The sequence below is a fragment of the Nonomuraea insulae genome, from assembly GCF_042656245.1.
On sequence record NZ_JBHSPA010000035.1, the window covers coordinates 1 to 25943 of the forward strand.

26 protein-coding genes and 1 pseudogene are annotated in these 25943 nt (G+C 70.4%); 17 read left to right on the forward strand and 10 right to left on the reverse strand.

Annotation, left to right across the window (positions count from 1 at the left end; translation table 11 throughout):
* The first annotated feature begins 96 nt into the window (after nucleotides 1-96).
* Nucleotides 97-621, forward strand: coding sequence for a hypothetical protein (locus ACFPZ3_RS29875; protein WP_379517598.1), 525 nt, complete (start codon nucleotides 97-99; stop codon nucleotides 619-621).
* Here the strand turns inward: ACFPZ3_RS29875 and ACFPZ3_RS29880 are convergent.
* A pseudogene (locus tag ACFPZ3_RS29880) lies at nucleotides 622-798 on the reverse strand (response regulator transcription factor); the annotation flags it as partial.
* A 14-nt stretch (nucleotides 799-812) separates the two neighbouring features.
* Between ACFPZ3_RS29880 and ACFPZ3_RS29885 the strand changes: the two are divergent.
* Both ACFPZ3_RS29885 and ACFPZ3_RS29890 read left to right on the forward strand, forming a co-directional pair.
* Entirely contained in the window at nucleotides 813-956 is a 144-nt protein-coding gene (locus ACFPZ3_RS29885) for a hypothetical protein (protein ID WP_379517599.1), read from the forward strand.
* A 53-nt stretch (nucleotides 957-1009) separates the two neighbouring features.
* Nucleotides 1010-1606 (forward strand): TetR family transcriptional regulator, encoded by a 597-nt coding sequence (locus ACFPZ3_RS29890; RefSeq protein ID WP_379517600.1) that lies wholly within the window; start codon nucleotides 1010-1012, stop codon nucleotides 1604-1606.
* A 13-nt stretch (nucleotides 1607-1619) separates the two neighbouring features.
* On the opposite strand, the gene ACFPZ3_RS29895 is transcribed toward ACFPZ3_RS29890, so the two are convergent.
* Nucleotides 1620-6104 carry a glycoside hydrolase family 2 TIM barrel-domain containing protein gene (locus ACFPZ3_RS29895; RefSeq protein ID WP_379517601.1) on the reverse strand — a complete coding sequence of 1495 codons (4485 nt, stop codon included), beginning with the start codon at nucleotides 6102-6104 and terminating at the stop codon, nucleotides 1620-1622.
* Between the two features lie 185 nt (nucleotides 6105-6289).
* On the opposite strand from ACFPZ3_RS29895, the gene ACFPZ3_RS29900 reads away from it, so the two are divergent.
* The 7 genes from ACFPZ3_RS29900 to ACFPZ3_RS29930 all read left to right on the forward strand — a co-directional run bounded on the left by ACFPZ3_RS29900 (nucleotide 6290) and on the right by ACFPZ3_RS29930 (nucleotide 14088).
* Complete coding sequence (locus ACFPZ3_RS29900) at nucleotides 6290-8164, forward strand: primary-amine oxidase (protein WP_379517602.1); 1875 nt, start codon at nucleotides 6290-6292, stop codon at nucleotides 8162-8164.
* A gap of 626 nt (nucleotides 8165-8790) precedes the next feature.
* Entirely contained in the window at nucleotides 8791-10212 is a 1422-nt protein-coding gene (locus ACFPZ3_RS29905) for a pyridoxal phosphate-dependent decarboxylase family protein (RefSeq protein ID WP_379517603.1), read from the forward strand.
* Nucleotides 10209-11723, forward strand: coding sequence for a phenylacetate--CoA ligase family protein (locus tag ACFPZ3_RS29910; protein WP_379517604.1), 1515 nt, complete (start codon nucleotides 10209-10211; stop codon nucleotides 11721-11723). The genes ACFPZ3_RS29905 and ACFPZ3_RS29910 overlap by 4 nt, the downstream gene beginning before the upstream one ends.
* 34 nt (nucleotides 11724-11757) lie before the next feature.
* On the forward strand, nucleotides 11758-12270 hold the full coding sequence (locus ACFPZ3_RS29915; RefSeq protein ID WP_379517605.1) for a hypothetical protein: 513 nt from the start codon (nucleotides 11758-11760) through the stop codon (nucleotides 12268-12270).
* Nucleotides 12271-12281: 11 nt separating this feature from the next.
* Nucleotides 12282-13070: a hypothetical protein gene (locus tag ACFPZ3_RS29920; RefSeq protein WP_379517606.1), complete on the forward strand. Its 789-nt coding sequence runs from the start codon at nucleotides 12282-12284 to the stop codon at nucleotides 13068-13070.
* Between the two features lie 10 nt (nucleotides 13071-13080).
* Nucleotides 13081-13509: a hypothetical protein gene (locus tag ACFPZ3_RS29925; RefSeq protein ID WP_379517607.1), complete on the forward strand. Its 429-nt coding sequence runs from the start codon at nucleotides 13081-13083 to the stop codon at nucleotides 13507-13509.
* Nucleotides 13510-13530: 21 nt separating this feature from the next.
* Nucleotides 13531-14088, forward strand: a complete 558-nt coding sequence (locus ACFPZ3_RS29930; protein WP_379517608.1) for a hypothetical protein — start codon at nucleotides 13531-13533, stop codon at nucleotides 14086-14088.
* 71 nt (nucleotides 14089-14159) lie between these two features.
* Here ACFPZ3_RS29930 and ACFPZ3_RS29935 read toward each other — a convergent pair whose 3' ends face one another.
* Entirely contained in the window at nucleotides 14160-14708 is a 549-nt protein-coding gene (locus tag ACFPZ3_RS29935; protein WP_379517609.1) for an isochorismatase family protein, read from the reverse strand.
* 83 nt (nucleotides 14709-14791) lie between these two features.
* Nucleotides 14792-15811: a LacI family DNA-binding transcriptional regulator gene (locus ACFPZ3_RS29940; RefSeq protein ID WP_379517610.1), complete on the reverse strand. Its 1020-nt coding sequence runs from the start codon at nucleotides 15809-15811 to the stop codon at nucleotides 14792-14794.
* A gap of 191 nt (nucleotides 15812-16002) precedes the next feature.
* Here ACFPZ3_RS29940 and ACFPZ3_RS29945 point away from each other — a divergent pair, with 191 nt between their 5' ends.
* From ACFPZ3_RS29945 to ACFPZ3_RS29960, 4 genes are all read left to right on the forward strand, one after another.
* Nucleotides 16003-16644 carry a VC0807 family protein gene (locus ACFPZ3_RS29945; protein ID WP_379517611.1) on the forward strand — a complete coding sequence of 214 codons (642 nt, stop codon included), beginning with the start codon at nucleotides 16003-16005 and terminating at the stop codon, nucleotides 16642-16644.
* A 67-nt stretch (nucleotides 16645-16711) separates the two neighbouring features.
* Nucleotides 16712-16882, forward strand: a complete 171-nt coding sequence (locus ACFPZ3_RS29950; protein ID WP_379517612.1) for a hypothetical protein — start codon at nucleotides 16712-16714, stop codon at nucleotides 16880-16882.
* A gap of 3 nt (nucleotides 16883-16885) precedes the next feature.
* Nucleotides 16886-18232, forward strand: coding sequence for a sensor histidine kinase (locus ACFPZ3_RS29955; RefSeq protein WP_379517613.1), 1347 nt, complete (start codon nucleotides 16886-16888; stop codon nucleotides 18230-18232).
* Complete coding sequence (locus tag ACFPZ3_RS29960) at nucleotides 18229-18858, forward strand: response regulator (RefSeq protein WP_379517614.1); 630 nt, start codon at nucleotides 18229-18231, stop codon at nucleotides 18856-18858. The genes ACFPZ3_RS29955 and ACFPZ3_RS29960 overlap by 4 nt, the downstream gene beginning before the upstream one ends.
* Nucleotides 18859-18992: 134 nt before the next feature.
* Here ACFPZ3_RS29960 and ACFPZ3_RS29965 read toward each other — a convergent pair whose 3' ends face one another.
* On the reverse strand, nucleotides 18993-19970 hold the full coding sequence (locus ACFPZ3_RS29965) for a DMT family transporter (RefSeq protein WP_379517615.1): 978 nt from the start codon (nucleotides 19968-19970) through the stop codon (nucleotides 18993-18995).
* A gap of 70 nt (nucleotides 19971-20040) precedes the next feature.
* On the opposite strand from ACFPZ3_RS29965, the gene ACFPZ3_RS29970 reads away from it, so the two are divergent.
* Nucleotides 20041-20628 carry a TetR/AcrR family transcriptional regulator gene (locus tag ACFPZ3_RS29970; RefSeq protein WP_379517616.1) on the forward strand — a complete coding sequence of 196 codons (588 nt, stop codon included), beginning with the start codon at nucleotides 20041-20043 and terminating at the stop codon, nucleotides 20626-20628.
* Between the two features lie 21 nt (nucleotides 20629-20649).
* On the opposite strand, the gene ACFPZ3_RS29975 is transcribed toward ACFPZ3_RS29970, so the two are convergent.
* The 4 genes from ACFPZ3_RS29975 to ACFPZ3_RS29990 are packed head-to-tail and all read right to left on the reverse strand — an operon-like array spanning nucleotide 20650 to nucleotide 23776.
* Nucleotides 20650-21078, reverse strand: coding sequence for an ATP-binding protein (locus ACFPZ3_RS29975; protein WP_379517617.1), 429 nt, complete (start codon nucleotides 21076-21078; stop codon nucleotides 20650-20652).
* Entirely contained in the window at nucleotides 21020-21439 is a 420-nt protein-coding gene (locus ACFPZ3_RS29980; RefSeq protein ID WP_379517618.1) for a DUF4865 family protein, read from the reverse strand. The genes ACFPZ3_RS29975 and ACFPZ3_RS29980 overlap by 59 nt, the downstream gene beginning before the upstream one ends.
* A 58-nt stretch (nucleotides 21440-21497) precedes the next feature.
* Nucleotides 21498-22070 (reverse strand): TetR/AcrR family transcriptional regulator, encoded by a 573-nt coding sequence (locus tag ACFPZ3_RS29985; RefSeq protein WP_379517619.1) that lies wholly within the window; start codon nucleotides 22068-22070, stop codon nucleotides 21498-21500.
* Nucleotides 22067-23776 (reverse strand): CocE/NonD family hydrolase, encoded by a 1710-nt coding sequence (locus ACFPZ3_RS29990; protein WP_379517620.1) that lies wholly within the window; start codon nucleotides 23774-23776, stop codon nucleotides 22067-22069. The genes ACFPZ3_RS29985 and ACFPZ3_RS29990 overlap by 4 nt, the downstream gene beginning before the upstream one ends.
* 104 nt (nucleotides 23777-23880) lie before the next feature.
* Between ACFPZ3_RS29990 and ACFPZ3_RS29995 the strand changes: the two genes are divergently transcribed.
* A complete protein-coding gene (locus ACFPZ3_RS29995) occupies nucleotides 23881-24243 on the forward strand; it encodes a Rossmann-fold NAD(P)-binding domain-containing protein (RefSeq protein ID WP_379517621.1) in 363 nt (120 codons plus the stop codon).
* A gap of 6 nt (nucleotides 24244-24249) precedes the next feature.
* Here ACFPZ3_RS29995 and sigJ read toward each other — a convergent pair whose 3' ends face one another.
* Nucleotides 24250-25188, reverse strand: a complete 939-nt coding sequence (gene sigJ, locus ACFPZ3_RS30000; RefSeq protein ID WP_379517622.1) for an RNA polymerase sigma factor SigJ — start codon at nucleotides 25186-25188, stop codon at nucleotides 24250-24252.
* Nucleotides 25189-25331: 143 nt separating this feature from the next.
* Between sigJ and wrbA the strand changes: the two genes are divergently transcribed.
* A complete protein-coding gene (wrbA, locus tag ACFPZ3_RS30005) occupies nucleotides 25332-25940 on the forward strand; it encodes an NAD(P)H:quinone oxidoreductase (protein ID WP_379517623.1) in 609 nt (202 codons plus the stop codon).
* Nucleotides 25941-25943 lie beyond the last annotated feature (3 nt).

Genomic DNA, 25943 nt, shown 5'->3' on the forward strand with positions numbered 1-25943 from the left:
CCACGGCGACCTCACCGTCACCAACGCCCCCGACGGCGGCGCCATCTTCACCCTGCACCTCCCCCACCAAACACCCGACCCCGACGGAACCCCCACATGAGCACCCGCATGAGCACCGGACCCGCCCGCCGTGCGCTCGCCGCGGGCCTCGTATCCCTCGTCGCCGTGGCCGGCTGCGGTGTGCAGCCCAGCGACGCCATCCGCGCCGGCGACCCACCGAGCGGACGCGTCGCCCCGCCGAGCGGACGCCTCGCACCAACCATGACGATCGCCCTCTATCTGGTGAAGAACGGCCGGCTCAGCGTGGTAACGCGGCCCACTGATCGTCCGCTGTTCCAAGAGGACAAGCTCGCGCTGCTGGCAGCCGGACCCACCCCGAGGGAAGAGGCGCACGGACTCAGCACCGACGTCCCGCCCGAAGCCGTCCCGTTCTTGGTGACCGCCGCGCCGGACGACCGCTTGGTGGTGAGCCTGTCCACTCCGGCGAGCGAGCTGTCCGCCCTGGCCGTCGAGCAGATCGTGTGCACGACCGCCGCCGCCACCGCACCGGAAAGCCCCGCCCAGGTCACCGTCATCGGTGCGGGAAAGAGCGTCGACCCCCGGAACTGCCCGGCGCAGTAGTTAGCGCCGACCGTCCGGGATGGTGATGAGCCCGCTTTCGTAGGCGGCGACGACGAGCTGGGCTCGGTCGCGGGCGTGCAGTTTGGCCAGGAGGCGGCTGATGTGGGTCTTGACCGTGCCGACGGTGAGGTGAAGGTGCTCGGCGAGCTCGGAGTTGGACATGCCCTTGCCGACGAGGGTCCTTCATCGCCGTGGGCGGCCTCTGCGTCGCCCTCATCCCGCTGGGCATCTCGCTGCTGCGCGGCGGCCCCCCACCGACCAGGCGCGCCATGGTCTGGATCGTCGTCCTCACCCTCGTGCACATCCTCATGTCGGCCTACGGGCCGAAAGGATGACGACTTTCGGACGGGCACTTGACGGGACAAATGAACGACTTTTCAATTCGTTCATGGGACGCATCGCTGGGGTCACCGCGGCCGCGACGCGGGAGCGGCTGCTACGGGCCGCCGCCGACGTCTTCGGCGAGCGCGGTTACGACGGTACACGCGTGGCCGACATCGCCGCGGCCGCCGGGGTCAGCAACGGCGCCCTGTACGCGCACTTCGGCTCCAAGGCCGACCTGCTGGTGGCCGCGTTGCGGGCGCACGGGCGGCGCATGCTGGCGACCCTGCTGGCCACCGATCCCGACCGGTCGGCCACGGAGTTGCTGCTCGCGCTCGGCCGCCGGCTGTCTCGCCGCCGGGACGCGGAGGGGTATCTCATCGTCGAGGCGCTGGTCGCGGCCCGCCGGGATGAGGACGTGGCCGGGCCGATGCGTGACTACATGGGCGAGCGGGCCGAGTGGATCGCCGACCTCGTACGCGCCGCGCAGGGCGACCGTGAGCTGGACACCGGCCTGTCGGCGGACGCGCTGGCCCATTTCTGCCTCCTGCTCGCGATGGGCAGCGCGCTCGTCACGCCGGACCTGCACGCGGTGAACGATGAGGAGTGGACGGCGCTGCTCACCCGGATCATCACGGCCCTCGCCCCACCGGCGGGACCGTGACGACCTCGGCACACTAGGCGCAGAGAAGGCGGGCGGCGGCCCAGTCGCCATGGTCGGCGCCGTTGCCGTCCCCGGCGTCCGTGACGCGCAGCTCCAGCAGGTCGCCGCCGGTGACGTCCGCCGAGAGCGGCTCCGCGCCGCCGGAACCGGTCAGCACGCCGGAGGCGGCACGCCGCTCCCCGTCCACCCACACCTCGAACGTCACGGACCCGCTCCCGCCCATCTCGTCGTCCACTCCGACGTCGGCGCGGAACGACGTGCACCGCCCGCCGAGCTCGATGGCGACGCGGGAGGGCGCGTGGGCGCCGATGCCCTTCTCGTACGTCCGCCCGCCGATGGACAGCACCCTCCCGTCCCCGGCCGGCTGCTCACCGTTGCTCCGGTCCCGCTCCACCGGCCCCCAGCCGTTCTCCGACGCCGTGAAGGGCAGGTCGCCGGCCCACACAGCGCCCGGAGGCAGCGGAGTGCGCAGCGTCGTGGTGGCCCGCGCGGTGACGGGGAAGCCGGAGGAGGTGGCCGTGACGGTGGCGGTCAGCTCGTGCTCGCCGAAGTCGGCGTCGGCGGGCGGGGTGAGCGTGAACGCGGCCTGGGCGGGTGTGCCCTGGGCGATCGTGCCGAGTGAGGCGGTGGCGGGGGCCACCGTCCAGCCCTGCGGCGCGGTCAGGGCGGCGGTCGCGGCGCTCAGCCCGTCGGCGCAGGTGGCGGTGACGGTCACGGTGACGCGCTCGGGGGCGCCGGGGTCGGCGTCCCCGTCGCCGGTCGCCGTCACGGAGGGCGGGCAGGGCGCGGTGGCGTCGGAGTCGACGACGCCGCCCGACCTGACCTCCTTGGCGGTGAGCGGGCGCAACGTCAGCGTGTAGTCCTGGGTCCTGGTGGGAGGCACGCGGAACTCCTCCAGCACCGAGTTGGGCGTCTCTCCCATGCCGGTCTCGCCGATCGCGGCGTGCAGGGTGATCCAGTCGTCGTTGCGGACGAGGGGGAGCTGGAAGTCGTACTCGGCGCGGTCCAGCTCGTCGTACCGGGTGGCGCTGACGTCGATCCCGCCGTCGGAACGGCCGACGAGCAGCCCGGAGCGGCCGTCGTTGAGGGTCATCCAGCGGGCCCCGGTGTGGTTGCCGTGGGCCTGGGGGCGGGAGTAGCGCACGTACTCCTCGTCCACGTCGCCGCGCCACACGCCGGTGAACGCGCCGCTGGAGCGGTCGTTGTACGTCTCGTACGGCCCCTTGCCGTAGTACGCGAGCCCGTCCATCGACTCCGGCACCCGGACCTGGACGCCGACCCTGGGCAGGTACGGCAGCGTCGTGAGCCGGGAGCCGCGCGGGACCACGCGGTGCCGCAGGGTGATGGTGCCGCGCCCGTCGATCCGGTACGTCATGCCCTGCTCGAAGGAGAGCAGGCTCTCCATGCCGGGCGCGGCGGCCGTGCTGGTGACCGCGACGACCGCCGTGTCCCCGTCGAGGTCCGCCTGGACGCCGGTGACCTGCGTACGGAGCCGGTCGAGCCCCGTCTGATGCCAGACGTTACGGTCGGCGGTGCCCCAGTCGTAGGTCTCGTTGCTGGTGGGCGAACGGTAGACGTCGAGCCCGGGGCCGGCGCGCAGCAGTTCGCGGCCCCCGGCGTTCATCGAGGTCAGGGCGCCCGCCTCGAAGCGGTAGCGCCAGCCCTGCCCGGAGACGGTGCCAGAAACGGTGATCGTGTCGCCGTCGCGGCGCAGGGAAGGCGTGCCGGAGGGCGGGTGGGCGATGCCGGGCACGACGCCGCCCCCGGCGGCGAACTGCTGCCAGCCGTAACGACGGCCGTCGGCCACGGCCTCCAGGTTCAGCAGGCGCTGCCGGTCCCTGGGGTTGGCGGGCGCGGCCCCGAGGTCGAGGTCCACGGTGGCGCCCGGGGCGAGGCGCAGGTCGCGGGTGCCCGAGCGGAGCGTGCGATCGACCTCCTCCAGCGACCAGCGCACCTTGACGTTGAGGGCGCCGAAGGGCTGCTCGTTGTGCACGCCTACCTTGCCGGTCGCCGGGTCGGCGGAGGTGAAGCGGATCGGGGCGTGCGCCCAGGCCATCTCCCGCGTCTCGGGCTGGAGGTAGCGGTCGGAGCCGACCAGGCCGTCGGTGCCGGACAGGCTGAGGCCGAGGCTGAGGAAGTCGCCGCGCCGCTCGTACCGGTCGAGGTCGAGGGCCAGCACCGGCTCGTCGCCGGCCGCGTACACCCGGACGTCGTCGATGACGCCCCGAGCGAGCCTGGTGGGCGTGTTGTCCTGCTGGGTCTCGGCGTTGCGGCCGATGTTGACCTCGTACAGGCCGGGGGTCAGGGCGCCGGACTGCGCGATCGTCGCCAGTTGTTCGCCGTCGACGGACAGGCTCAGCGCCGAGCCGTCGTAGCGGCCCGTGACGTGGTGCCAGGAGCCGTACCAGTCGCCGGGCACCGGGGCGGAGACCGCCTTCCAGGCTCCCGTGGTGACGCCGAACTCCAGGGTGTGCTCGTCGCGCATCTGGAGCGCGTACGCCCTGCCCTTCGTCACGATGGGGAAGCTGCCCGCCCACGGGCCCGGCTTGACCCAGGCGTCCAGGGTCACGGCCTGGCCGGTGAGGTCGAGCCGGCGGTCCCTGAAGACGTTGACGAAGTCGTCCAGGCTGGACAGTTCGACGGCCTGGCCGCGATGGCCCTGGACGGCGCGGGGTTTGCCGACGAGGAAGGCCTGGATGCGGTTGCGGGAGGAGTCGGGGGTCAGGACGAGCGGCTGGCGCGGGTTGGCCTCGGCCCAGTCCCAGATGAAACCGCCCTGGAGGGAGGGGTAGCGGCGGATCAGCTCCCAGAAGCGGTCGAAGTTGCCCAGGCTGTTGCCCATCGCGTGGGCGTACTCGCCGAAGACGACCGGGCGCGTGGTGGTCCTGCCGATGGAGTCCACGTAGCCGGGGGTGGGGTAGCGGGGGCCCCAGACGTCGGCGTACGGGGCGTCGCCGTTGGGGCTGTTGGACTGGTGGTAGAGCAGGCGGGTGGGCTCGTTGGCGTCGGCCCACTCGGCCATCGCGTAGTGCGCGGCGCCGAGACCGGCCTCGTTGCCGGTGTCCCAGATGATGACGCTGGGGTGGTTCTTGTCCCTGGCGACCATGGCGCGGAAGCGGTCGGCGAAGGCGGCCTGCCATTCCGGGCGGTCGGCCAGGCAGTTGCGGGGGCACGACTCGCGCGAGTGGGTCTCGATGTCCACCTCGTCGGCGATCCACAGGCCGTGGCGGTCGGCCAGGTCGTACAGGTAGGGGTCGGAGGGGTAGTGCGAGGTGCGGACGGCGTTGAGGTGCAGGCTCTTCATGAGCTCCACGTCGCGCCGCTGGGCCGCGCGGGTGAGGTGGCGGCCGGTGTCGGGGTCGGTCTCTGCGCGGTTGGTGCCCTTGATGAGGATGCGTTCGCCGTTGACGAGCATCTGGCGGTCGCGGACCTCCACCTCGCGGAAGCCGACGGCCTGGGCCGTGGTGTGCGCCGGTTTCCCGCCGGGGTCCAGGAGTTCGAGCGCGAGGGCGTACAGCGTGGGTGAGTCGGCGCTCCACTTGGCGGGGTCGCTCACCTGGGCGGTCAGGGTGGCCTGGCCGGCGGCGTCCACGGGCTGGGTGACCGTGGCGACCGGCCGGCCGCGCGGGTCGGCCAGCGTGCCGCGCACGCTGTAGCCGGTGGCCGTTCCGGCCACCTGGACGCGCGCCGTGAGCGCGGCGTCGCGGTGCTGGGCGTCGAGGTCGGTGGTGATGTACGCGTCGCGCAGCAGCGTCTGGGGGGTCGAGTACATCCAGACGTCGCGGAAGATGCCGCTGTAGCGCCACTGGTCGTAGTCCTCCATGTACGACCCCGCGCCCCACCGGTGCACCTGCACGGCCACCCGGTTCGCCCCCGGCCGCAGGGCGCCGGTCACCTCGAACTCGGCGGGGGTGTAGCCGCCCTGGTCGTAGCCGACGTACTCGCCGTTGACCCAGACGAAGTAGCCGCTGGTGACGCCCTCGAACCTGAGGAACACGCGGCGGTCCGACCACGTCCGGGGGACGTCGATCTGGCGGACGTACGCGCCGGTCGGGTTCACGTCTCGGGGCACCTTGGGCGGGTCGTCCGGCCAGACCTCCTCGGCGATGTTGCGGAACATCGGGTGGTCGGTGAAGTCGGACTGCCACGTGTGCGGCACCTTCGCCACCGGCCAGCGCGACACGTCGTAACCGGCCTCGTGGAAGCCGGCCGGCACCTCCTCCGGCCGCTGCGCGATGGTGAGCCGCCAGTCGCCGTTCAGCGTGGCGATCCACGGCGAGCGGGCGTCATGTTCGGCGGCGTCGGCGAGGGCGGCGCGGGTGTCGGCGTAGGGCCGCAGCATCGCGTGCGGGGCCTGCTGGCCCTCCGCGACCATCTGCGGATCCTCCAGGTAGCGGTAGACGTCCACCGCCGCCCGCGCCGGGGCCGCCGTCAGGAACGGTGTCAGGAGGGCGGCCACCGCGACCACGATCCCGCTGAGCCTGGCTGCATGGGACATCGCCACTCCAGGAAAAGAGGCGCTGAGGGTGCTGATGCTGACACGAGAGTTGACTGACGCATGTGTAACATCGAATGACAACGAAGACAATCGGTTGCAGATCTCCTGTCGTGACGGGCCGCCCTGGAAATCACCGTGCCGCTGGTGTTCTCTGGCGGGCGTACCCCCCGTCCTAGGGAGAAGCCATGACTCACCCGCTCGACCCGCTGACGCCCGGCGAGATCACCGCCACCCGCACCGTGCTGGCCGCCGCCGGGCTGGTCAAGGACACGACCCGCGTCGCGTACGCCGGTCTGGAGGAGCCCGCGAAGGACACGGTGCTGGGCCGCGCGGCCGACGACCCGATCGACCGGCGGGCCCGGGTCCTGCTGCTCGACACCGCCGGAGCGCCGCCACGCGACCTGATCGTCGCGATCACGCGGGGGGCGATCGACGCCGACCGGGTGCTCGACCCCGCCGTCGACGGCCAGCCTCCCGTGCTGGACGCGGAGTTCGGGATCGTCGAGGAGGTGCTCGCCACCGATGAGCGGTGGCTGGCCGCGCTCAAGAGCCGGGGGCTGGACGTCGCCAAGGTCCGGGTGGCGCCGCTGTCGGCCGGCGTGTACGCCGAGGAGTACCCCGGCGAGTCCGGCCGCCGCATCCTGCGCGGGCTCGCGTTCGTGCAGGAACACGAGAAGGACCACGCCTGGGCGCACCCGGTGGACGGGCTCGTCGCGTACGTGGACGTGCTCAACCGCACCGTGGACCAGGTCATCGACTTCGGCCCGGTCCCGGTGCCCGGCGGGTCGGGCAACTACGACGACCCCGCCGTCACCGGCCCGCCGCGCACCACGCAGCGGCCCATCCAGATCACCCAGCCGGACGGGCCCTCCTTCACCCTGGAGGGCAATCTGCTGAGCTGGGAGAACTGGTCGCTGCGCATCGGGTTCGACGCCCGTGAGGGGCTGATCCTGCACCAGATCGGGTTCGGCGGGCGCTCGATCGTGCACCGGGCCTCGATCGCCGAGATGGTGGTGCCGTACGCCGACCCCGCCCCCGTACGCTCCTGGCAGAACTACTTCGACGTCGGCGAGTACCTCCTCGGCCAGTACGCCAACGCCCTCGAACTCGGCTGCGACTGCGTGGGCGAGATCACCTACCTCGACGCCGTCATCGCCGACGAGCACGGCGCCCCGCGCACCCTGCCCAACGCGATCTGCGTGCACGAGGAGGACCACGGCATCCTGTGGAAGCACACGGACCTGTGGACGGGCGCCTCGGAGGTCCGGCGCCAGCGCCGCCTGGTGGTGTCGTTCTTCGCCACGGTCGGCAACTACGACTACGGCTTCTACTGGTACCTCTACCTCGACGGCGCCATCCAGTTCGAGGCCAAGGCCACGGGCGTGCTGTTCACCTCGGTCTATCCGGAGGGCGGGTCGGCGTACGCGGTGGAGGTCGCGCCGAGCCTGGGCGCGACCTACCACCAGCACCTGTTCTGCGCCCGCCTGGACATGGCGGTGGACGGGCCGGACAACCGGGTCGAGGAGGTGGAGGTCGCCCGGGTCCCGATGGGGCCGGGCAATCCGCGCGGCAACGCCTACACCTATCAGCGTACCCCGCTGACCAGGGAGAGCCTGGCCCAGCGGGCGGCCGACACGAGCGTCAACCGGGTCTGGCACGTCACCAACCCGGCCTCGCTCAACGCGCTGGGCAACCCGGTGGCGTACGCGCTCTATCCGGAGGGCAAGCCGGTGCTGCTGGCCGACCCGGGCTCCTCGATCGCCGCGCGGGCCGCGTTCGCCACCCGGCACCTGTGGGTGACCGCCTACGATCCGGCCGAGCGTTTCCCGGCCGGCGACTTCGTCAACCAGCACCCGGGCGGGGCCGGGCTGCCCGCCTTCGCCGCCGCCGATCGCGACCTCGACGGCCGTTCTCTGGTCGTCTGGCACGTGTTCGGGCTCACGCACTCCCCCCGCCCGGAGGATTGGCCGATCATGCCGGTGGAACACGCCGGATTCACGCTCAAGCCCGTGGGCTTCTTCGACCGCAATCCGACGCTGGACGTCCCCGGGCACCACTGAGCGGCCACTCAACAATCGGCCGAAACAACCGATAGAACTCCCGGTCGGAGCCGGGCCGCGCACTTTCGGCCCGATCCGGCCGGCTTTTTATTCGCCCGCTCTTTCAGGTAATCCCGGACACCGAAAACAACTTTCAGGAAAACGGTATTGGTCCGCTGCGCCGCGATATGCGGACAGTAAAATCAGGCTGTCCGCATTGAGACATCGGACGCCTATTGCGCCGGTCTCGGATCCGTGTTTTGATCCGGCTTGTTCGCTCATACCGGCCCACCCCCCTTCCATGGCCGGGTCACGGTAAGGATGCACAGATCTTTCCTGCTGCATAGCCCGGACCTCCGCCCGGGGGAAATGGAGAGGCTCCACTTCTCATGGCCGCGAGCGCACCATGCCTGTTGGCGCGCCATTCACCACGCTTTCATCCCAGGTATGAGGACGCATTCCGAATTTCGGGGACGGCCTGCTTCTCGTCCGCAAAACTTCAGCAGAATTCATTGGAGGCTGCCTTGACACAATCTCGGCCGCAGGATCCAGAGCCCTCATCTCCACCCACTGATCGGGGCGGGTTATCGCTCAAACCCTTCGATGTCGGGCTGTTCCGTGAGAGCTCCGAGGCGACCGTGGCCACGTTGGAGAAACATCTGGCCGACCTGTCGATCAAAGGACTGGCGCTGACCGAGCCCGCCGTGTTGTCGCGGGCGGCCAAGGCCCTGATGACGACAGAGCAGGAGCACATCGCGGGCTACGACGGGGACCGCCTGGCCGCGATCCTCGACCTGTACGTCAAGACCGGGATCCAGGTCCACTCCCCCGGCTACATGGGCCGTCAGTTCTCCAGCACCGTGCCGCTCGCCGGCGTCATCGACTTCGTCAGCTCCGTGGTCAACCAGCCGTCGTCGTTCTACGAGGCCGGCCAGCTCCCCAACGTGGTGGAGAAGATCATGGCCGACGAGCTCAACCGCTTCATCGGCTGGCCTCCCGACAGCTTCGCCATGGTCACCACCTCGGGCGGCTCGCTGGCCAACCTGACCGCGATGCTGGCGGCCAGGAACGACAAGTTCCCCGGCTTCTGGTCCGAGGGCAGCGCGGCCCTACCCGGCCAGGCCCGCCCCGCGATCGCGGTGGGCGACGACGTGCACTACAGCGTCTCGCGTACGGCCGGGGTCATGGGCATCGGCGAGGCCCAGATCGTCCGCCTGCCGCTGAACGGCGCGCAGCAGATCGACATGAACCGGGTGCGGCCCGCCCTGGACGCCGCCGAGCGGCGCGGACTGCGGGTGTTCTGCCTGGTGGCCTCCGCCGGCACGACGTCGGTCGGCGCTTTCGACCGGATCGACCGGCTCGCGGAGGTGGCCCGGGAACGTGACATCTGGCTGCACGTGGACGGCGCGCACGGGGCCAGCCTGCTGGTGTCGGACCAGCTGCGCCACCGGCTCAGGGGCATCGAGCAGGCCGACTCCCTGACCTGGGACGCGCACAAGATGATGTTCACGCCCGCGCCGTGCACGCTGCTGTTCTACCGGGAGAAGGACAAGAGCCGCCGGGCGTTCCGGCAGGTGGCGAGCTACGTGTTCGACGAGGAGCCGGACGTCTACACCGCGATGGACAGCGGCGGGAAGACCATCGAGTGCACCAAACGCCCGATGATCATGCCGCTGTGGGTGCTCTGGGCCATGTACGGCCGCGCCCTGTTCGCCGAGAAGATCGACTACCTGTGCCGGTTGACCCGGGACGTCCACCGGATCCTGCTGAGCGAGCCCGACTTCGAGACCACGCACTTCCCGGAGTCGAACATCCTGTGCTTCCGCTACCGGCCCGGCTGGGTCCGCGACGAGGACGTACACCGTCTCCAGGTCACCATCAGGGACCGGATCAAGCTCCAGGGCACCTTCTTCATCTCCAAGGTGGACATCGACGGCGTCGCCGCGCTGCGCGTCGTCATGATGAACCACCTGATCACCGAGGAGCACTTCAGGATGTTGCTCGCCGAGATCAGGGCGGTGGGCCTGGAGTTGTCCGGCGACCGGCAGCACGTGGGGGGACTGCGATGAGCCAGAAGACCCGCGAGCTCGCGGAGAAGCTGATCCCGGAGGAGGAGCTGAGGCCCGCCTCGGTGGAGGCGGTGACAGCGCTGCCGTCGTTCGCGAGCAAGATGCGCGAGTGCGAGCGGATCCACGGGACGCCCTACAGCGCGCTGCCCCACGAGGTGCAGGACGCCCTGGTGCTGCGCCGCCTGCGGCAGATGGTCAACACCGTGCGGCTCAACCCGGCCTGGCGCGAGCGGCTGGAGGGCCACGGCGACCCGGCGACGTTCGAGGAGTGGCAGCGGATCCCGCTGTCGGACAAGGACGTCCAGCGCGATCTGTACATGGAGTCGCGGCCCGGCCTGGTGGTCCCGCTCGAACGGGGCGGGTTCGAGGTGGTGGCCAGCGGCGGCACCAGCGGCGGAAGCCCGCTGGAGATCGTGTACGCCATCCGCGAGCTGCACGACACCTACCGGATCGCCGCGACGTTCATGGGCGAGCACCAGCTCGCCCGCCATCTCACCGGTGACCAGCCCAAATGGTTGTTCACCACGCTGGCCGACTACCAGATGTGGAGCAGCGGCACCATGGTCGGCGGTGTGCTGCAGAACGTGCCGGGCGTCAACTACGTCGGCGCGGGACCGGTGACGGCCGGGGTGCTGGAGCACATGTTCTCCTACCCGGGCCCGAAGGCGCTGATGGGGATCAGCGCGGGCATCGCGATCCTGGCCGACCTGGGCGTGGGGCTCAAGCGCGAGGCCAGGGAGAGCTTCCGCGTCGCCCTGTACGGCAGCGGCGTGCTGGCCCACCGCAGGCGGGCCGAGCTCAAGGCCCTCTTCCCGAACCTGGCCATCCTCAGCTATTTCGCCGCCACCCAGGCCGAGACCATCGGGCTGCAACTGGAGGAGCAATCCCCCTACCTTACGGCGGTGCCGGGCCTGCACCTCATCGAGATCGTGGACGAGGCGGGGCGCTGGGTCGCCGAGGGCGAGGAGGGCGAGCTGGTCGTCACGCGCCTGCACGCGCACGAGGCGCCGCTGCTGCGGCTCAAGCTGGGCGACCGGATGATCAGGCGGCCCGCGCTCGACGAGCCCGGCCTGCGCGCCCACCGGTTCGAGTTCGCCGGCCGGACCGGGGACGTGCTGCACATCGCCGACAGCCAGTACTCCGCCGGCCGCGCCTACACGGCCGTCCGGGAGGACCTACGGGCGGTCACGCCCGTGGACCTGGACGAGGTGGCGCACGAGATCCAGTTCGTCAACCAGCGCGAGGACCGGGCGATCACGCTGCTGGCGGCCGTGGACGACGTGGCGGCCACGACGTACGCGGCCGAGGCCGCGCTGGGCCCGTACGGCGCGCAGCACCTGTTCCTCAACGCGCTGCCGCGCTCGTTGTCGCTGTTCAACCAGGGTGAGGCCAACCCCGCCTCGATCGAGAAGACCGGCTACCGGTTCCACCTGCGGTTCGTGCACCGGTCGTCACCGGAGATCGAGCGGACGAACGTGGGCAAGGTGCCCCTGGTCCGGGAACGGGGCTGACCTGGCACGACGAGAAAGGAGATCAGAAGTGGCCATGAAAGAGCAAGTCAACATCATCGCCCTGGTGGACGTCATCGGGGCACTCTCCAGCCGCTCCCTGCTCGACGGCAACCTGTGCATGATCGACGACGGGTCGTACCAGAGCAGGGCCCAGGGCACGCCGGACCTGTGCACCATCGTCCAGACGGGGCAGGTCGTGCAGTGGACCGCGCTGGCGGTGGACCTGCAGACGCCGGTCGAGATCAAGAACATCGAGTTCCTCCGGCTGCCGATGCCCGGCCCGCAGCCCCCCGCTCCCGTCCCGCAACCGCCGCAGATGGCCGCCCAGCCCGCGTACGCGGGGGCCGCCGCCTTCCCGCCGGGGCCCAGCTCCATGATGGGCGCCCCCACCATGGAGAGCGAGAAGCTGGACCTCGACATCTGGGCCGGGGTGGTGCCGTACTACATGGTGCCGGGCGTGGCCTACCGGTACCGGATGGAGTTCCAGATGTACGAAGGCTCCTACAGCGTGCTGCACGTCGAAACCCCCTCGCTGATGCGCATCTAGGAAGGAAGGCCATGCCCCAGCAACTCGCGATCATCGTGCTCGTCGACGTCGGCAACGCGCTGGAGATGAAGACGCTGGACGGGAACACCTACCTGTTCGACAACATGAGGCTGCACGGCTCGGAGGGTCAGGGCACCGGCGAGCTGGTGACGGCGATCCACGGCTCCTACTGGCGGGACGGTTCGCAGGCCAGCGAGCAGGTGCTGAACTGGCTGCCGTACAGCCTGGGCTCCATCCCCCCGACGGTCCCCCGCGGCTACCAGGCCGACCGGGCGCGCCAGACCGACCAGCAGGCCCTGTCCGAGCTGTCCGCCATGGTGCAGAAGCCGCCGAACGCGGGCACCGACGCCACGACCCAGCTCACCCACATCCAGCAGACGATCGGCACGCGGGTCAGGAGCACCAAGCGCACCCGCGGCCCCGCCGCGCAGAAGGTCCTGGACGTCACGGGCAACGTGATCTCCTACGACGGCTCGGCCGCGCACAGCTATCCGCCGCCGGTGATCACCGACGTCTACGGCGAGGCGGTCGACAAGAAGATCATGTATCCGGCGGAGTACGGCTCACCTGACATGGTGACCGACGGCTGGTACTGGTCCGCCACCGTGGACTCGACCAGGCCGGGAACCTACGGCTACACGATGGCGATCCAGCTCCACCGGCTGCTGCTGCAGGGCGGGGACTGGACCTGGGAGCCGGTGGACCTGACCTGCGAGTCGAAGATCAGGATCAGCTCGGAGCCCAAGCGCAACGCCTTCACCAAGTCGGGCCTCGGCCTGCTTCCCATCCCGCCGGCCTGAAGGAGGAACCGTGCCCCCCAGAGCGAAGCCGCGTGAGAACGGCAGGGCGCCGATCTCGATCACCACCGTCGTGGACGCCGTAGGCGCCCTGTCCTCCGGCAGCGTCCGCGGCCACCTGTACATGTACGACACCAACAAGGCCGGCGGCTCCTCCGGCTTCGGCACCGAGGAGCTCCGGACCAGGGTCCGGATGGGCGACCGCGTGTTGTGGAACGTCCTGGCGCTGGAGTGCGAGGCGTACGTCGGGATCGCCGGCATCGACATCGACAAGGACGTGTGCGAACCGGAGCGGAAGGTGTACCCGGGCACCGACGTCGCGTACTGGATCGGAACCGTGAAGAAGGACGACATCTCCGTCGTGCCGTACCAGATCAGGTTCCTCGTGGGGACGAGGGCCGAGCCGATCGTCACCACCCTGTCGCCCACGCTGGTGGGCTGAAAGGAGGCAACGCTGATGGTCATGCCGACCACCAAGGCCCGCTCCGGAGGCGTCGAGAAGCAGAACCCCGGGCAGCTGAACTCCGTACAGCTCAACATCGTCACGCTGGTGGACATGGAGAAGGCGGTCGAGAACAAGTCGCTGGCCGACGCCATGTACATGGTGGACAACAGCATCGGCGGCACGGGTCAGGGCACCTCGCGGCTGGAGACGGTCTGCAAGCAGGGACAGGTGCTCAACTGGATCATCCGGCCGATCGACATGGAGCGGCGGCGGGACGGCACCTGGCCGCCCATGCCCAAGATCAACAACATCGTCTTCCTGGACACCGAGTCCGGTGACGAGGAGGACGTCTCGGAGAAGAAGATCTGCATCGAGCTCAAGATCTACGGTGCGCCCGACCGCATGCGCGACGCGCTGACGCCCGTCTACTACTACTGGGCCGGCACCGTGCTGAGCACCGCCAGGCCGGGCGTGTACCGCTACCGGCTGGTCGTCGAGCTGGAGCAGGAGGGCAAGAAGGAGCGGATCCACCTGAACACCGAGAACCACCCCTCGATCAGGGTGGTCTCCGTCTGAACGAGCACCGGAGGCCGGGGCGGAGTGGGCCGCCCCGGCCTCACGGTGACTACACGGTGACTACACGGTGGCTAGACCTTGCCCGCCAGCAGGGCGATCGCGTCTTCGGTGGTGGTCACCGTCGAGAACACGGCGCCCTGGACCGCGCCGACGATCCGGTGCAGCTCCTCGGCGCTTATTTCGCCGAGACTGAATTCGCTGATGGCGTCGTCCACATAAAAGACTTTGTAGCCGAGCTGCACCGCCTCCCGTGCGGTCGTGTCGCAGCAGATGAACGAGGTGAACCCGCAGATCACGACGCGATCGACCTGCTGGCCGCGGAGGAACCTGTCGAGATCGGGATTCGAGAACGAACCGATATAGTGCTTGGTCAGCACCAATTCGTTCGGTTCCGGCCGGACCGCGTCCACGAAGTTGATCCCCGGGCTGCCCGCGTCGAAACTCTGATCTCCGGGCACCTTGCTGATGTGGCGAATGTGCACCACGGTGGCGACGTCGCTCGAGCGCGCGGTTTCCAGGAGGCGTTTTATGTTGCCTATCGCCTGGTCGAATCTCTCGACGGGTAGCGACCCGGATCGGGAGTATTCCTGCTGCGCGTCGATGACAAGGAGCGCAATCATGCTTCTCCTTCGGGTGTCGGCGAATTGCCGATCAAATTATCCCCTGGCTTTTCCGCACATTAACCAGACGCCCCGGTGACAAACTAATTCGCGCTGTGCACGGGTGCCGCCGTGGAGGTGCGGGCCACCAGGTCGGGCTGGAAGATGACCTGGCGGTGCTCGTGCCCCGCGGGCTGGTTGGCCTCTTCGAGCAGGAGCAGGGCGGCGGTGTGGCCGAGCTGCTCGCGCGGCTGCCTGATCGACGACAGCGGCACGGCGGCCGCCGCGGCGAAGTCGATGTCGTCGTAGCCGAGGATGGCCAGGTCGGCGGGGACCCGCAGGCCGCGCAGCGTCATCTCCTGGAGCACCCCGATCGCGACCAGGTCGTTGGCGCAGAACACCGCGGTCGGCCGTTCGGCCGGGGGCAGGGCGGCGATCTCCTGGCCGACGGTGCGGCCGGTGGCCACGGTGAGGTCGGGTAAGGGGATCACGGTCAGCGTGTCGTCGGGGCCGAGCACGGCCGCCAGGCCGTCGCGCCGCTCGCGTACCTGCCGCACGCTGAACGGGCCCCCTGCGAAGGCGATGCGGCGGTGCCCGCGCTCACGCAGGTGACGGCCCGCCATCCGCCCGCCGAGCACGTCGTCCACCGCGACCGCGCAGCCGTGGCTGTGCCGGGCGGAGCTGTCGAAGCGCACCACCGGGATGCCGCGGGCGATGAGCCGGCTCAGCCGCGCCTCCTCGCCACTGTCGTTCACCGGCGTGATCAGGACGCCGAGAGGGCGCTGCTCCTCGAACGTGTCCAGCAGCCCGGCCTCGCGGCCCGCGTCCTTGTTGCTGTTGAAGACCATCACGGTGACGTCGGCCCGCTGGGCGGCGGTCTCGACGCCGCGCAGGACGTCGATGAAGAACGGGTTGGCCAGGTCGAGGGCGACGACCCCGATGATGCGGCTGCGCCCGGCCCGTAACTGGCGGGCCGATCCGTTGCGTACGTAGCCGAGCCGCTCGATCGCCGCCCGCACACGGTGCAGGGTGTCGGGGGCCACCATCTCCGGCCGGTTGAGCACGTTGCTCACGGTGCCGACGGAGACCCCGGCGAGACGGGCGACCTCTTTGATGCTCGACATCGTCCCTCATGTCCCCGGCGTGGGATCGTTCCAGCTTGCTGGGTTCCGCGCTGCGATCATAGCGCAGGCGTTTCCAGCGGTTCCGTGTCCACCCGTGGGTGGAGAGGCGAAGCTCCACCCGGGCTCCGACGACCGGCGGGGGTCCCACGCGCGATCTTTGGTGGTGAATTCCAGAGAGAGGAAGCGTCATCATGTCGTACGCGAAGACGGCCGCGCCACCAGAGCGGGGCCGACGGGACAGGGTGTGGCGGATGGCGGTGAGCGGGGCGCTGAACGTGCTGGCGCCGCTGGCCGCGTACGCGCTGGTCCGGCCGCACACCGGGTCCGACGCCACCGCGCTGACCGTCGCGGCGGGGATCCCGGTGCTCTACACCGTCGCCACATTCGCCGTGCGGCGGCGGATCGACGTGATCGGCGTGATCGCCGTGCTCGCCTACGGCGTGGCCCTGCTGGCGCTGCTGCTCAGCGGCGGGAACCCGCTGGTGCTGAAGCTGCACGAGGCCGTGCTGACCGGGCCGCTCGGTCTGGTCGGGCTGGTGTCGGTGGTCGTGGGCCGGCCGCTCTACCTGGTGGTGCTGCGCCGGCTGGCCGCGCGGAACCGGAGGGCGGCGGACATGGTGCGCCGGCCTGACATCCGCCGCGTCGCGTCCGTCCTGACCACGATCATCGGCGGCACGCTGGCGGTCCACTCGCTGGTCATGCTGCTGCTCGCGCTGCGGCTGCCCACAGCCACCTATCTCGCGCTCTCCCGCCCGATCGGGTGGGCCCTGATGGCGGCCGGGCTGGGGGCCGTGTTGTGGTACCGCTCCCGCCTGCGGGCCACCTCCACGTAGGACTCCACCCTCGTCTCCACCTTTCGCAGGTGCCGTTCCACCCCCTCCCCTTCCTAACGTCGTGGCCATGGACAAACGTCTTGAGCTGCTCAAATGGCTGCTGAACGCCACTGGGGGAAAAGTGAACGGAAAGTTCTTGCTGGCGGTCGCCGCCGTGGCCGTGATCGTCGTCGTCGGGTTCATCGCGTTCCGCCTTATCTTGGTGGACATGGTTCTGAGCCTGAGGGACTCCCGCTAGAAGATGCGCGAGGTGTGGGGACGGGTCGCGCGGCTGCTGGCCGCCGACGACCCCGAGACCGGGCAGCTGATCAGGGTCCTGATCAGCCTGCTCCTGTGCTGGTCGCTGGCGGTCGCCGCGCCCGCGGAGGCGGCGCCGCTGGTGTGGTCGGGGCTGAGCGTGTCGCTGGTCTGCTGGCTGGCGTTCGTCCTGCTCGACAGCCGTTTCCCGCGCTCGGCCCCGGTGCTGCTGGCGGCCGGTTCCGCGCTGGCGGCGGCGATGGCCGGGTCGGAGTCGGCGGCGCCGACGATCTTCCTGTTCGCGATGTTGCTGCTCTTCTCGACGCATATGACGCCCAGCCTGGGCGCGATCGCCGCCGTCGCGATGGGCGATCTGGTGCTGATGACGGGCAGCATGCTCTGGTTCGGGCGGCCCCGGTCGGGGATCGTCGTCCAGGGGGCGGTGGTGGCCTGCGCGGTGCTGTTCGCGCTGCACCGGCGCCAATACCGCCGCGCCCTGGACGACCGGGCCAGGACCATGGCGCTGGACGAGCGCGCCCGCATCGCCAGGGAGTTGCACGACGTGCTCGCCCACTCGCTCGGGGCGCTGGGGGTGCAACTCGACGTGGCCGAGGCGCTGCTGACCGAGCGGGGGGACGTGGAGGGGGCGGTGGCCCGCATCCGGCGGTCGCGGGGGCTGGCCAGAGAAGGGCTGGTGGAGGCGCGGGCGGCGGTGGCGGCGCTGCGTGAGGACGTGCCGCCGCTGCCGGACGCGCTCGGGCTGCTGGTGGCCGAGCACCGGCGCAACCACGACGTAGGGGTCGCGCTGCGCACGACGGGGACCCGCCGCCCGATCACGCCGGCGGCGGAGGTCTGCCTGCTGCGCACGGCCCGCGAGGCCCTCACCAACGCCGCCAAGCACTCCCCTGGCCGGCCGGTGACCCTCGACCTGTCCTACGGCGACGACACCGTCCGCCTGACGATCCGCAACCCCCTCCCACCCATGTCCGTCCCGGGCGAGGCACCAGGGCTGGGCGGCCGCACGGCCGAGGCGCCGGAGAACGGCGCCGCCCCGGCAACGGAACCGGGCGATGGTGCGGCCCGGGAAGGTGATGTTGTCCGGGGAGCGGAAGCGGACGCTCCGGCGTCTTCGGCCGCGGAGGCGGGTGCTCCGGCGTCTTCGGGTGTGCGTGGCGATACTGTCGGGGGCCGACGCGGGGAGGGCCGGACGCGGGGTAGTCCGGCGGGGGCGGTGCCCGAGTCCGGGTATGGGCTGTCCGGGATGCGGGAGCGGGTCGCGCTCGCGGGCGGGACCTTGGGTGCGGGGCCGTCGGACGGCGGCTGGGAGGTGCGGGCGGAGGTGCCGGAGTGAGGGTGCTGGTGGTGGATGACCAGCAGGCGATGCGCGAAGGGCTGGTGGCGCTGCTCGGGCTGGTGGACGGCGTGGAGGTCGTGGGCGACGCCGGCGAGGGCGAGCGGGCGCTGAGCCTGGTGGCGGCGCTGCGGCCCGACGTGGTGCTGATGGACCTGCGCATGCCGGTCATGGACGGTGTGGAGGCGACGCGGCGGATCGCCAGGGAGTATCCCGAGGTGGCCGTGGTGGTGCTGACCACGTACGACGACGACAGGTCCGTGGACTCGGCGCTGCTGGCGGGGGCGCGCGGGTACCTCACCAAGGACGCGGGGCGAGCCGAGATCACCGCCGCGTTGCGCTCGGCCGCCGCCGGGCAGTCCACCTTCTCCCCCACGGCGGCGAAGCGGCTGGTGGAGGCCCTCTCTCGAGGCGTGCCCGAGCCGGTGACGCAGTGCCCGGACGGCCTGACGGCGCGGGAGGTCGAGGTGCTGCGGCTGATCGCGCGCGGGCTGAACAACGCGGAGATCGCCGGTCGGCTGTTCATCGCCGAGACGACCGTCAAGACGCACACCAACAACGCCTTCGCCAAGATCGGCGTCCGCAACCGCACCGAGGCCGCCAACTACGCCCGGGACAGACTCTAGTCAGCCCGTCCGCGGCTTCGTCCCCCGCGTCGCCCAGGACGACTTCCGTGCCAGGGTGACGGACGAACTCGGCCCGGCCCGAGCCGGCTCACCTGGGAGTCCGTGCCGTCGGTCAGCCGCGAAGGTGGTCGCGGTCAAGGCAGCCTCCGGCGCCCGGGGCGGCCGGCTGAAGCGGGAGACGGGGCTCGACGGATGGCTGGTCTCGCGGCCTCGCAGGTGTCCGCGTTCCGTGAGCGCGCCCTGGTGGATGAGGTGTCAGCACGATAGACGATGGCAACCGCGGCGAGGGCGACGGCCAGGCCGAGGGCGGTCTGCGGACCGAACGGCTCGCCGAACATCAGGGCTCCCCAGATGGCCGTGACCGGGGCCATGAGGAACATGAGCGTATTGACCTTGGCGACTCCGCTGCGCCTCAGGATGAGCCAGTACAGCCCGTACCCGCCGAAGGTCGACAGGGCGACGAGCCAGATGATCGCGGCCCAGAACGAGATCTCGGCGGGCGGGACCACGGCTCCCGCGCTCAGAGCCAGTGCGGTGAAGATGACGGCGCTGGTGGCGCAGTGAACGGCCATCGCCACCGTGGGCGCCACCCGCACGCGGGAGCGCCCTTCGAGGAGGGTCGCCGCCACCAGCGAGAACATGCCGAGGAACGGGATGAGATAGGCCCACCAGACCGCGCCGGCGCCCGCCGTGGCATCGGCCATGGTGACGATGGCGGCGCCCCCCATCCCCAGGCACAGGCCGAACCACTGCCGGCGTGAGACGTACTGACGCAACAAGGGTCCGGCGAGCGCTCCGGCCACCAGCGGCTGGACGCCGTCGATCAGGGCCGTGGTGCCGCTTGAGACTCCGAGCTGAATGGCGTAGTAGACCGTGAGCAGGTAGCCGCTCTGCGACAGCACGCCGATCATGGCCTGCCGTGCCACATCGCGCACCGCGAGGCCCCGCCACGACGCTCTGGAGAAGGCGGCGATGATCATCAGGATGACGGCCAGGGGCAGAAACCGCCACGTCAGGATCGTGACCGCGGACGCGGTGCCCGCGCCGAGCTTGGCGCCGATGAAGCCGGAGCTCCAGCAGAGCACGAAGGCGATCGAGAGCAGGAGGTTCATGACCAGCCCTTTTGCTATACAGATCGGTATACTCAACGGGTTCACTATACAGATCGGTATACTGTGCGCCATGGGTACCAGCGAGGGGCCGCAGCGGATCACGATGACGCCGGCCGCACGTCGCGTCCTGGAGGCTGCGGAAAGACTGTTCTACGAGCACGGCATCCATGCCGTCGGAGTGGACCGGATCGCCGCCGAAGCCGGGGTGACGAAGAAGACCCTCTATGACCGGTTCGGCAGCAAGGAGCAGGTCATCGTGGAGTACCTCGCGGATCGCGACGAACGCTGGCGGGCCTTCCTCGACCGTCGGTTGCGCGCCGCGCAGCCGACGCCCACAGCGCGCGTCCTGGCCGTCTTCGACGCCTCACGCGCGTGGACGGCGAAATACAGCTCCAAGGGGTGCAGCATGGTCAACGCGCACGCTGAGATCAGCGATCCGTCACATCCGGCGTACTCGATCATCACTGGGCAGAAGCAGTGGATGCTCGCCCTGTTCACCGGCCTCGCCGAGGACATCGACCAGAAGCGGGCCGGCGAGCTGGGCCTGACCCTGATGCTGCTCCACGAAGGAGCGCTCGTCGCCGAGGGCCTGAACATCTTCGCGGATCCCATCGGCCATGCCCGCCGGCAGGCACAGGCTCTGCTCGCCGCTACGTGAGACTCCGCTGCGAATCGGCCGTCAGGCGGCCAGGCACTCCTGGAGGGCGGGCGCATGGACGCAGCCGATCTCGCACCACACACTGGTCCCTGCCGAGCCCTGAACGACGCCCCAGCGGCGGGAGATGCTGTCGACGATGAACAATCCACGCCCGCTCGTGTCCTCCGGGCTGTTGCGGCCCAGCGTCGGCCGTTCCGCCCCGCCGGCATTGGTGACCGTGATGAGCACGGCCCCCTCTCTGGGAGCCAGCCGGACCGTGAAATCGCCGCCGCCATCGGAGCCGGAGTGCTGGATGGCGTTCGCGGCGAGCTCGGAGACCGCGATGATCGCGTCGTCCGCGCACGAACGCCCGGCCATGAATTCGCCGACGAAACGCCTTACGTGCCGGACTTCAGACAGCCGCGCACTGAACCGGCGGATCTGCACCGCCTCCGCGTCGCGCACGCTCATGATCGATCCCTTCCGCGGCCAGGGCTCCGGTTGTCCCGTGAGTCCTGGCCGGAACTTCTGTGACCTGCTCGGGGCCTTCCCTTCCGCCTTCTGAGTCCACTCTGCCAACGCCTTCTGTCGATACGTTGTCGGTCGAGCGGGTGTCACTGTCGGTTCGCTGTCGGAACGGGAGGCCGGCCGGGCACGCCATCCGCCTGCTCCTGCAGGGCGTATCGGATCGCGTCATCGGTGTCGAGCTGCTCGCCTTCAGGCCCAGTCCGGCGCGGTCGTCGAGGACGTGGCCGCCGTCGGCCACCCTTTTGCGGATGATCCTCATGTCGTAGTCGGCGGGCAGGGTGATCTCGTACTGCTTGGCGTACACGAGCGAGGTCTCCTTCCGGTGCGGTGGTGTGGGGCTTACCCGCCTCAGCGCGGATCGGTCAGCCAGGCAGACAGAGGCCGAGCAACTGGCGGATGAAGGCGTCGTCGACCGGTTCGTGGCTGATGAGGCGGCGGTAGAAGAGGGCTCCGCCGAGGACTCCGGCCAGGAAGTCAGGGTCGGTGCCGGCGGGAAGCTGGCCGCGCTCCACGCCGTCGGCGAGGATGTCCCGCAGCGGCGCCCGTCGTTGCGTGATGAAGGCGCTGAGCAGGTCGCGCAGCTCGTCGTCCCGCTCGGCGGCGTCGGCGAGGGCGACCATCAGCGGAGCCCACGGAGCCTGGGTGATGGTGCGGGCCAGCTCGGTGAGAAAGATCTGGGCCTCCTCCCCGACGTGGCCGGTCGATGGGCGCTCGGGGAAGGCCGGGTTGACCGACTTGAAGGAGTCCAGGATGAGCGGGGACAGGCCGGGCCAGTGGCGGTAGATGGTGCTCTTGGCCACCCCGGAGCGCTGCGCCACGGCCTCGATGGTGAGGCCGCCGGCGCCGCGCTCGGCGAGCAGGTCGAGCGTGGCGCGCCGCACCCGGTCGCGGGTGCGCGGGATGCGGGGGTCGAGCTCGGGTTCCGGGCGGCTCACCAGGGCAGTTCCCCTCTGACGCTGAGTTCCAGCCGGCTGCCGTGGAGCACCGTGTTGCGCGCGGCGTAGGGCGGGCCGGCCATGCCGAAGTAGACGTAGTCGGAGGCGGGCGGGGCGAGCCGTACCGGGTCGCTGCCGATCTCCAGTTGCAGCCGGTGCCCGGCACGCACGAGCTGGGCGAAGGGCGCCAGGCTCATCCGGAGGGTGACGGGCTCGCCGGGCGTCAGCGCCGTCGGGCGGGTGTGGTCGTGCACGATCTCGGTGGGCGTGCTGCGGCGCTCGTCCTCGGCCCGGTGGGAGGCCGGCAACCAGCCGACGCTGATGACCGTGGCGGTGCCGTCCGGAGCTACGTCGCTCAGCCGTACCTGCACGTGGGTGTCCATGGCCGTGCTGGTCATCCGCAGGGTGAGGTGGGCGGGCCCGGCGAGGTGCGCGTGGACGGGCAGGGGCGCGGTGCGATAGCGCAGGACGTGGTGGCCGTCGAAGGCGCCCGGGTATTCCATGCCGGGCGGGATGGCCGCCCACCAGCGTTCGTCCGCCGCCGCGGCCGAGCCGGACAGCTCCTCACCCGTCAGGTGGAGCCGCCACGGGCGGGCGTCGGGCACCGGCCAGTCCTCGGCGCTCTCCCACCGCTCGGCGCCGTGCAGCCAGTAGCGGATGGGCGGCAGCGCGTCGTAGCCGTTGTCCACGCCGCGCAGCACGTGGTCGTAGTAGGCGGCGATCTCCTGCTGATAGCGCAGGAACGGCCACCGGCTCCAGCGCGGCCCGATGAACATCCTCTTCGGGGCCGTCACCGCGTGCCAGGCGTCGAACGCGCCGAACAGGTGCAGGCCGACCATGCTCCACTCGGACCCGATCAGCACGGGAACGTCGATGTCGCCCAGCCGCGGCCAGGCCGAGGCGTCCCGGTAGAGGGGCCCGTCGAAGGGCGCGTCCAGGGCGTAGGCGGCCCAGCGGCGCAGCCACGGTTCGGGCACGGGAAGCCGCCGGGTCAGCCGCGGCAACGCGCGGGCCATCGCCGTGCGGATCGCGGCCTGCGCGGGCCGGGTGCCGACGACGTGCCCGAGCGCGTGCCGTACGGCAGGGCGCAGCCGCGCTCGTTGGGCCGCGCCGTTGATGGCGACGTAGCGGCCGAGGAACCCGGAGGTGAGGGTGCCGTTGTGGTAGATCATCATCCGGTAGAGGTCGGTCGCCGCGCCGAAGGGAGCGATCGCGGCGAGGTGCGGGATCCGGTGCCCGGCCGCCACCAGCTGACTGATGGCGAAGTATGACATTCCCGTCATCGCGACCCGGCCGTCACACCACGGCTGGGAGGCGAGCCAGGCGATGGTCGCGCCGAGGTCGTCCACCTCGCCCGGGCCGAACATCTCCGCAGGCAGTTCGCCTCCGGACCGTCCGGTCCCCCGGGCGTTGACCACCGCGACCGGATAGCCGCAACCTGCCAGGTAAGTGACGTCGCCCGGCTCGTTGAACGGCGCCGGAACCCCGGTGGGCATCAGGTCCTTGTTGTAGGGGCTCCAGCCCAGCAGGGCAGGCTGCGGCTGGTCGGTGTCGGGGCGGTAGACGTCGCCGACGAGGACCGTGCCGTCGGCCAGCGGAATGGCCACATCGGGCTCAGTGCGGACCCGATACCGCGGCTTCGGCGGCACCGCCGGCGTCCAGCCGGCGAGCTGAGGACCGCGGAGGGCCGATCTGGGGGCACGCATGCCGACCACTATAGAACGGTTCCGTTGTACTATGAAACGGAACCGTTCGATAAGTCTGACCGCGAAGAAGGAGCGAGGTCGAGACGATTCGCCGCCCTGGTCAGATGCTCCAGCAAGACGCTGATCGCGGGATGGCGATCGCCTTCATGCCGGGTGATGGCGAACACGTGCCGGTTGATCGGCCGGCGGCCGCGCCCGGAGCCATCCTGCACGGGGTCGGGGAGGAGGCCGTGCGGGTGAGCGACGTCGCCGTGGCGGCCGACCTCGCCGCCGGCGGCCCCGGACGGGCTCTGGCCTGGCCGGTGGCCGAGGCGGCGGCCGAGATCGGCGAGCAGTATGCCGCCTCGCTGGCTCTGGACCAGGCGATCAGCAGCGCGCGGACCAGGCAGGCTCTCGGCTGGACGCCGGCCAGGCCCACGCTCGTCGAGGATCTCTCGCAGGGGTCGTACGTCAGGCCTGCCCGCTGACCCCTTCTACGAGCCGGCTGTCGTCCAGGAACGGAGCTTGTCGGGATTCCGTACCGCCCAGATCCGCTTGATCCGGCCTCCCGCGACGTCGAACGCCAGCACCGACACGGTGCCGCCGTCTTGCTGAGCCACCAGACCGGGCTGACCGTTGACCGTGCACTCCAGGATCGTCACGTCGCCCGCGCCGGCCCGGTCGGCGAAGAAGCGGGCGACCTGCCCGGCGCCTTCGATCGGATGGGTTTCCGCGCTGGCCAGGCCGCCACCGTCGCCGATCGCCGTGGCATCGGGGTCGAGCAGGCCGACCAGGGCGTCGATGTCCTTGGCCTCCCACGCCTGCTTGAAGTCCCTGACGATGCCGGCCTGCTGAGCCGCCGGGGTCGCGGACGGCTGCGACTCGCGGATGCGGCGACGGGCCGAGAAGGCCAGCTGACGGCACGCCGCCGGCGTACGGCCGACGATCTCCGACACTTCGGCGAAGGAGTAGCGGAAGACGTCGTGCAGGATGAACGCGACGCGCTCAGCCGGGGTCATCGACTCGAGCACGATGAGGAAGGCCATGTTGATCGATTCATCGAGGGTGACGCGCTCGGCCGGGTCGCCTGTGGTGCCGCCCGGCCGGCCGCTGATCCACTCCGTGGGCTCGGGCAGCGGCTCCGGGACCCATTCGCCCACATAGCTCTCCCGCCGCGCCCGCGCCGAGCCGAGCAGGTTGAGACAGATGCGACTGGCGACCTTCGTCAGCCAGGCTCCCGGGGATTCGATGGCTTCCTGCTGCTGCCGGGACATGGCGTACCAGCGGGCGTAGGTCTCTTGGACGGCGTCCTCCGCCTCGGCCAGGGAGCCGAGCAGCCGGTAGGCGAGATTGATCAGCTGGTGTCGCTCGCTCACGATCACGCTCAGGCGCGGGTCGAGCCGGCCGTCTCCTGGCTCGGATGGGGTGGTCATGGTGGTGTCGATTCCCTTGCTCGCGGCTGCCCCTCATCAGTTCGACAAAACAGCACCCGTAAATGTGAGGTGGGCGTCGCCTGACGTTCCGGGGGGCTGCTTTGTCGTATCGATAGGACCTCGCGAAAGAAGGGAAATCGATCATGGCACCCGTGAACGCCGCGATCATCTACTACAGCGCCACAGGCACCGTGCACGCCCTGGCACAGGCCGCCGCCGAGGGTGCGGAAAAGGCCGGCGCGAACGTACGACTGCGCAAGGTCGCGGAAACGGCCCCTCGGGAGGCGATCGACGCCAATCCGGGCTGGGGCCGGCACCTCGAGAGCACGACCGGCGTCACCGAGGCCGGCCTGGAGGATCTGGACTGGGCCGATGTGGTGCTGTTCGGCACACCCAGCCGCTTCGGCAACCCGGCCAGCCAGCTCAGGGCGTTCATCGACACCACCGGCCCCTTGTGGTTCCAGGGCAAGCTCTCCGACAAGGTGTATTCGGCCTTCACCGCCTCCAACACCGCCCACGGCGGGCAGGAGTCCACCATCCTGGCGCTGGGCAACACCTTCTACCACTGGGGCGGCGTCATCGTGCCGCCCGGCTACACCGATCCCGTCCAGTTCAAGTCGGGCAATCCGTACGGCACCTCTCATGTGGCCGGCGACGGCTCGCCCGGCGAGGTGGCCCTGGAAGCGGCCAGATACCAGGCCCGGCGGGCAGTGGACATCGCCGCCGCGCTCAAGGCCGGCCGCGCCGCCTGACCG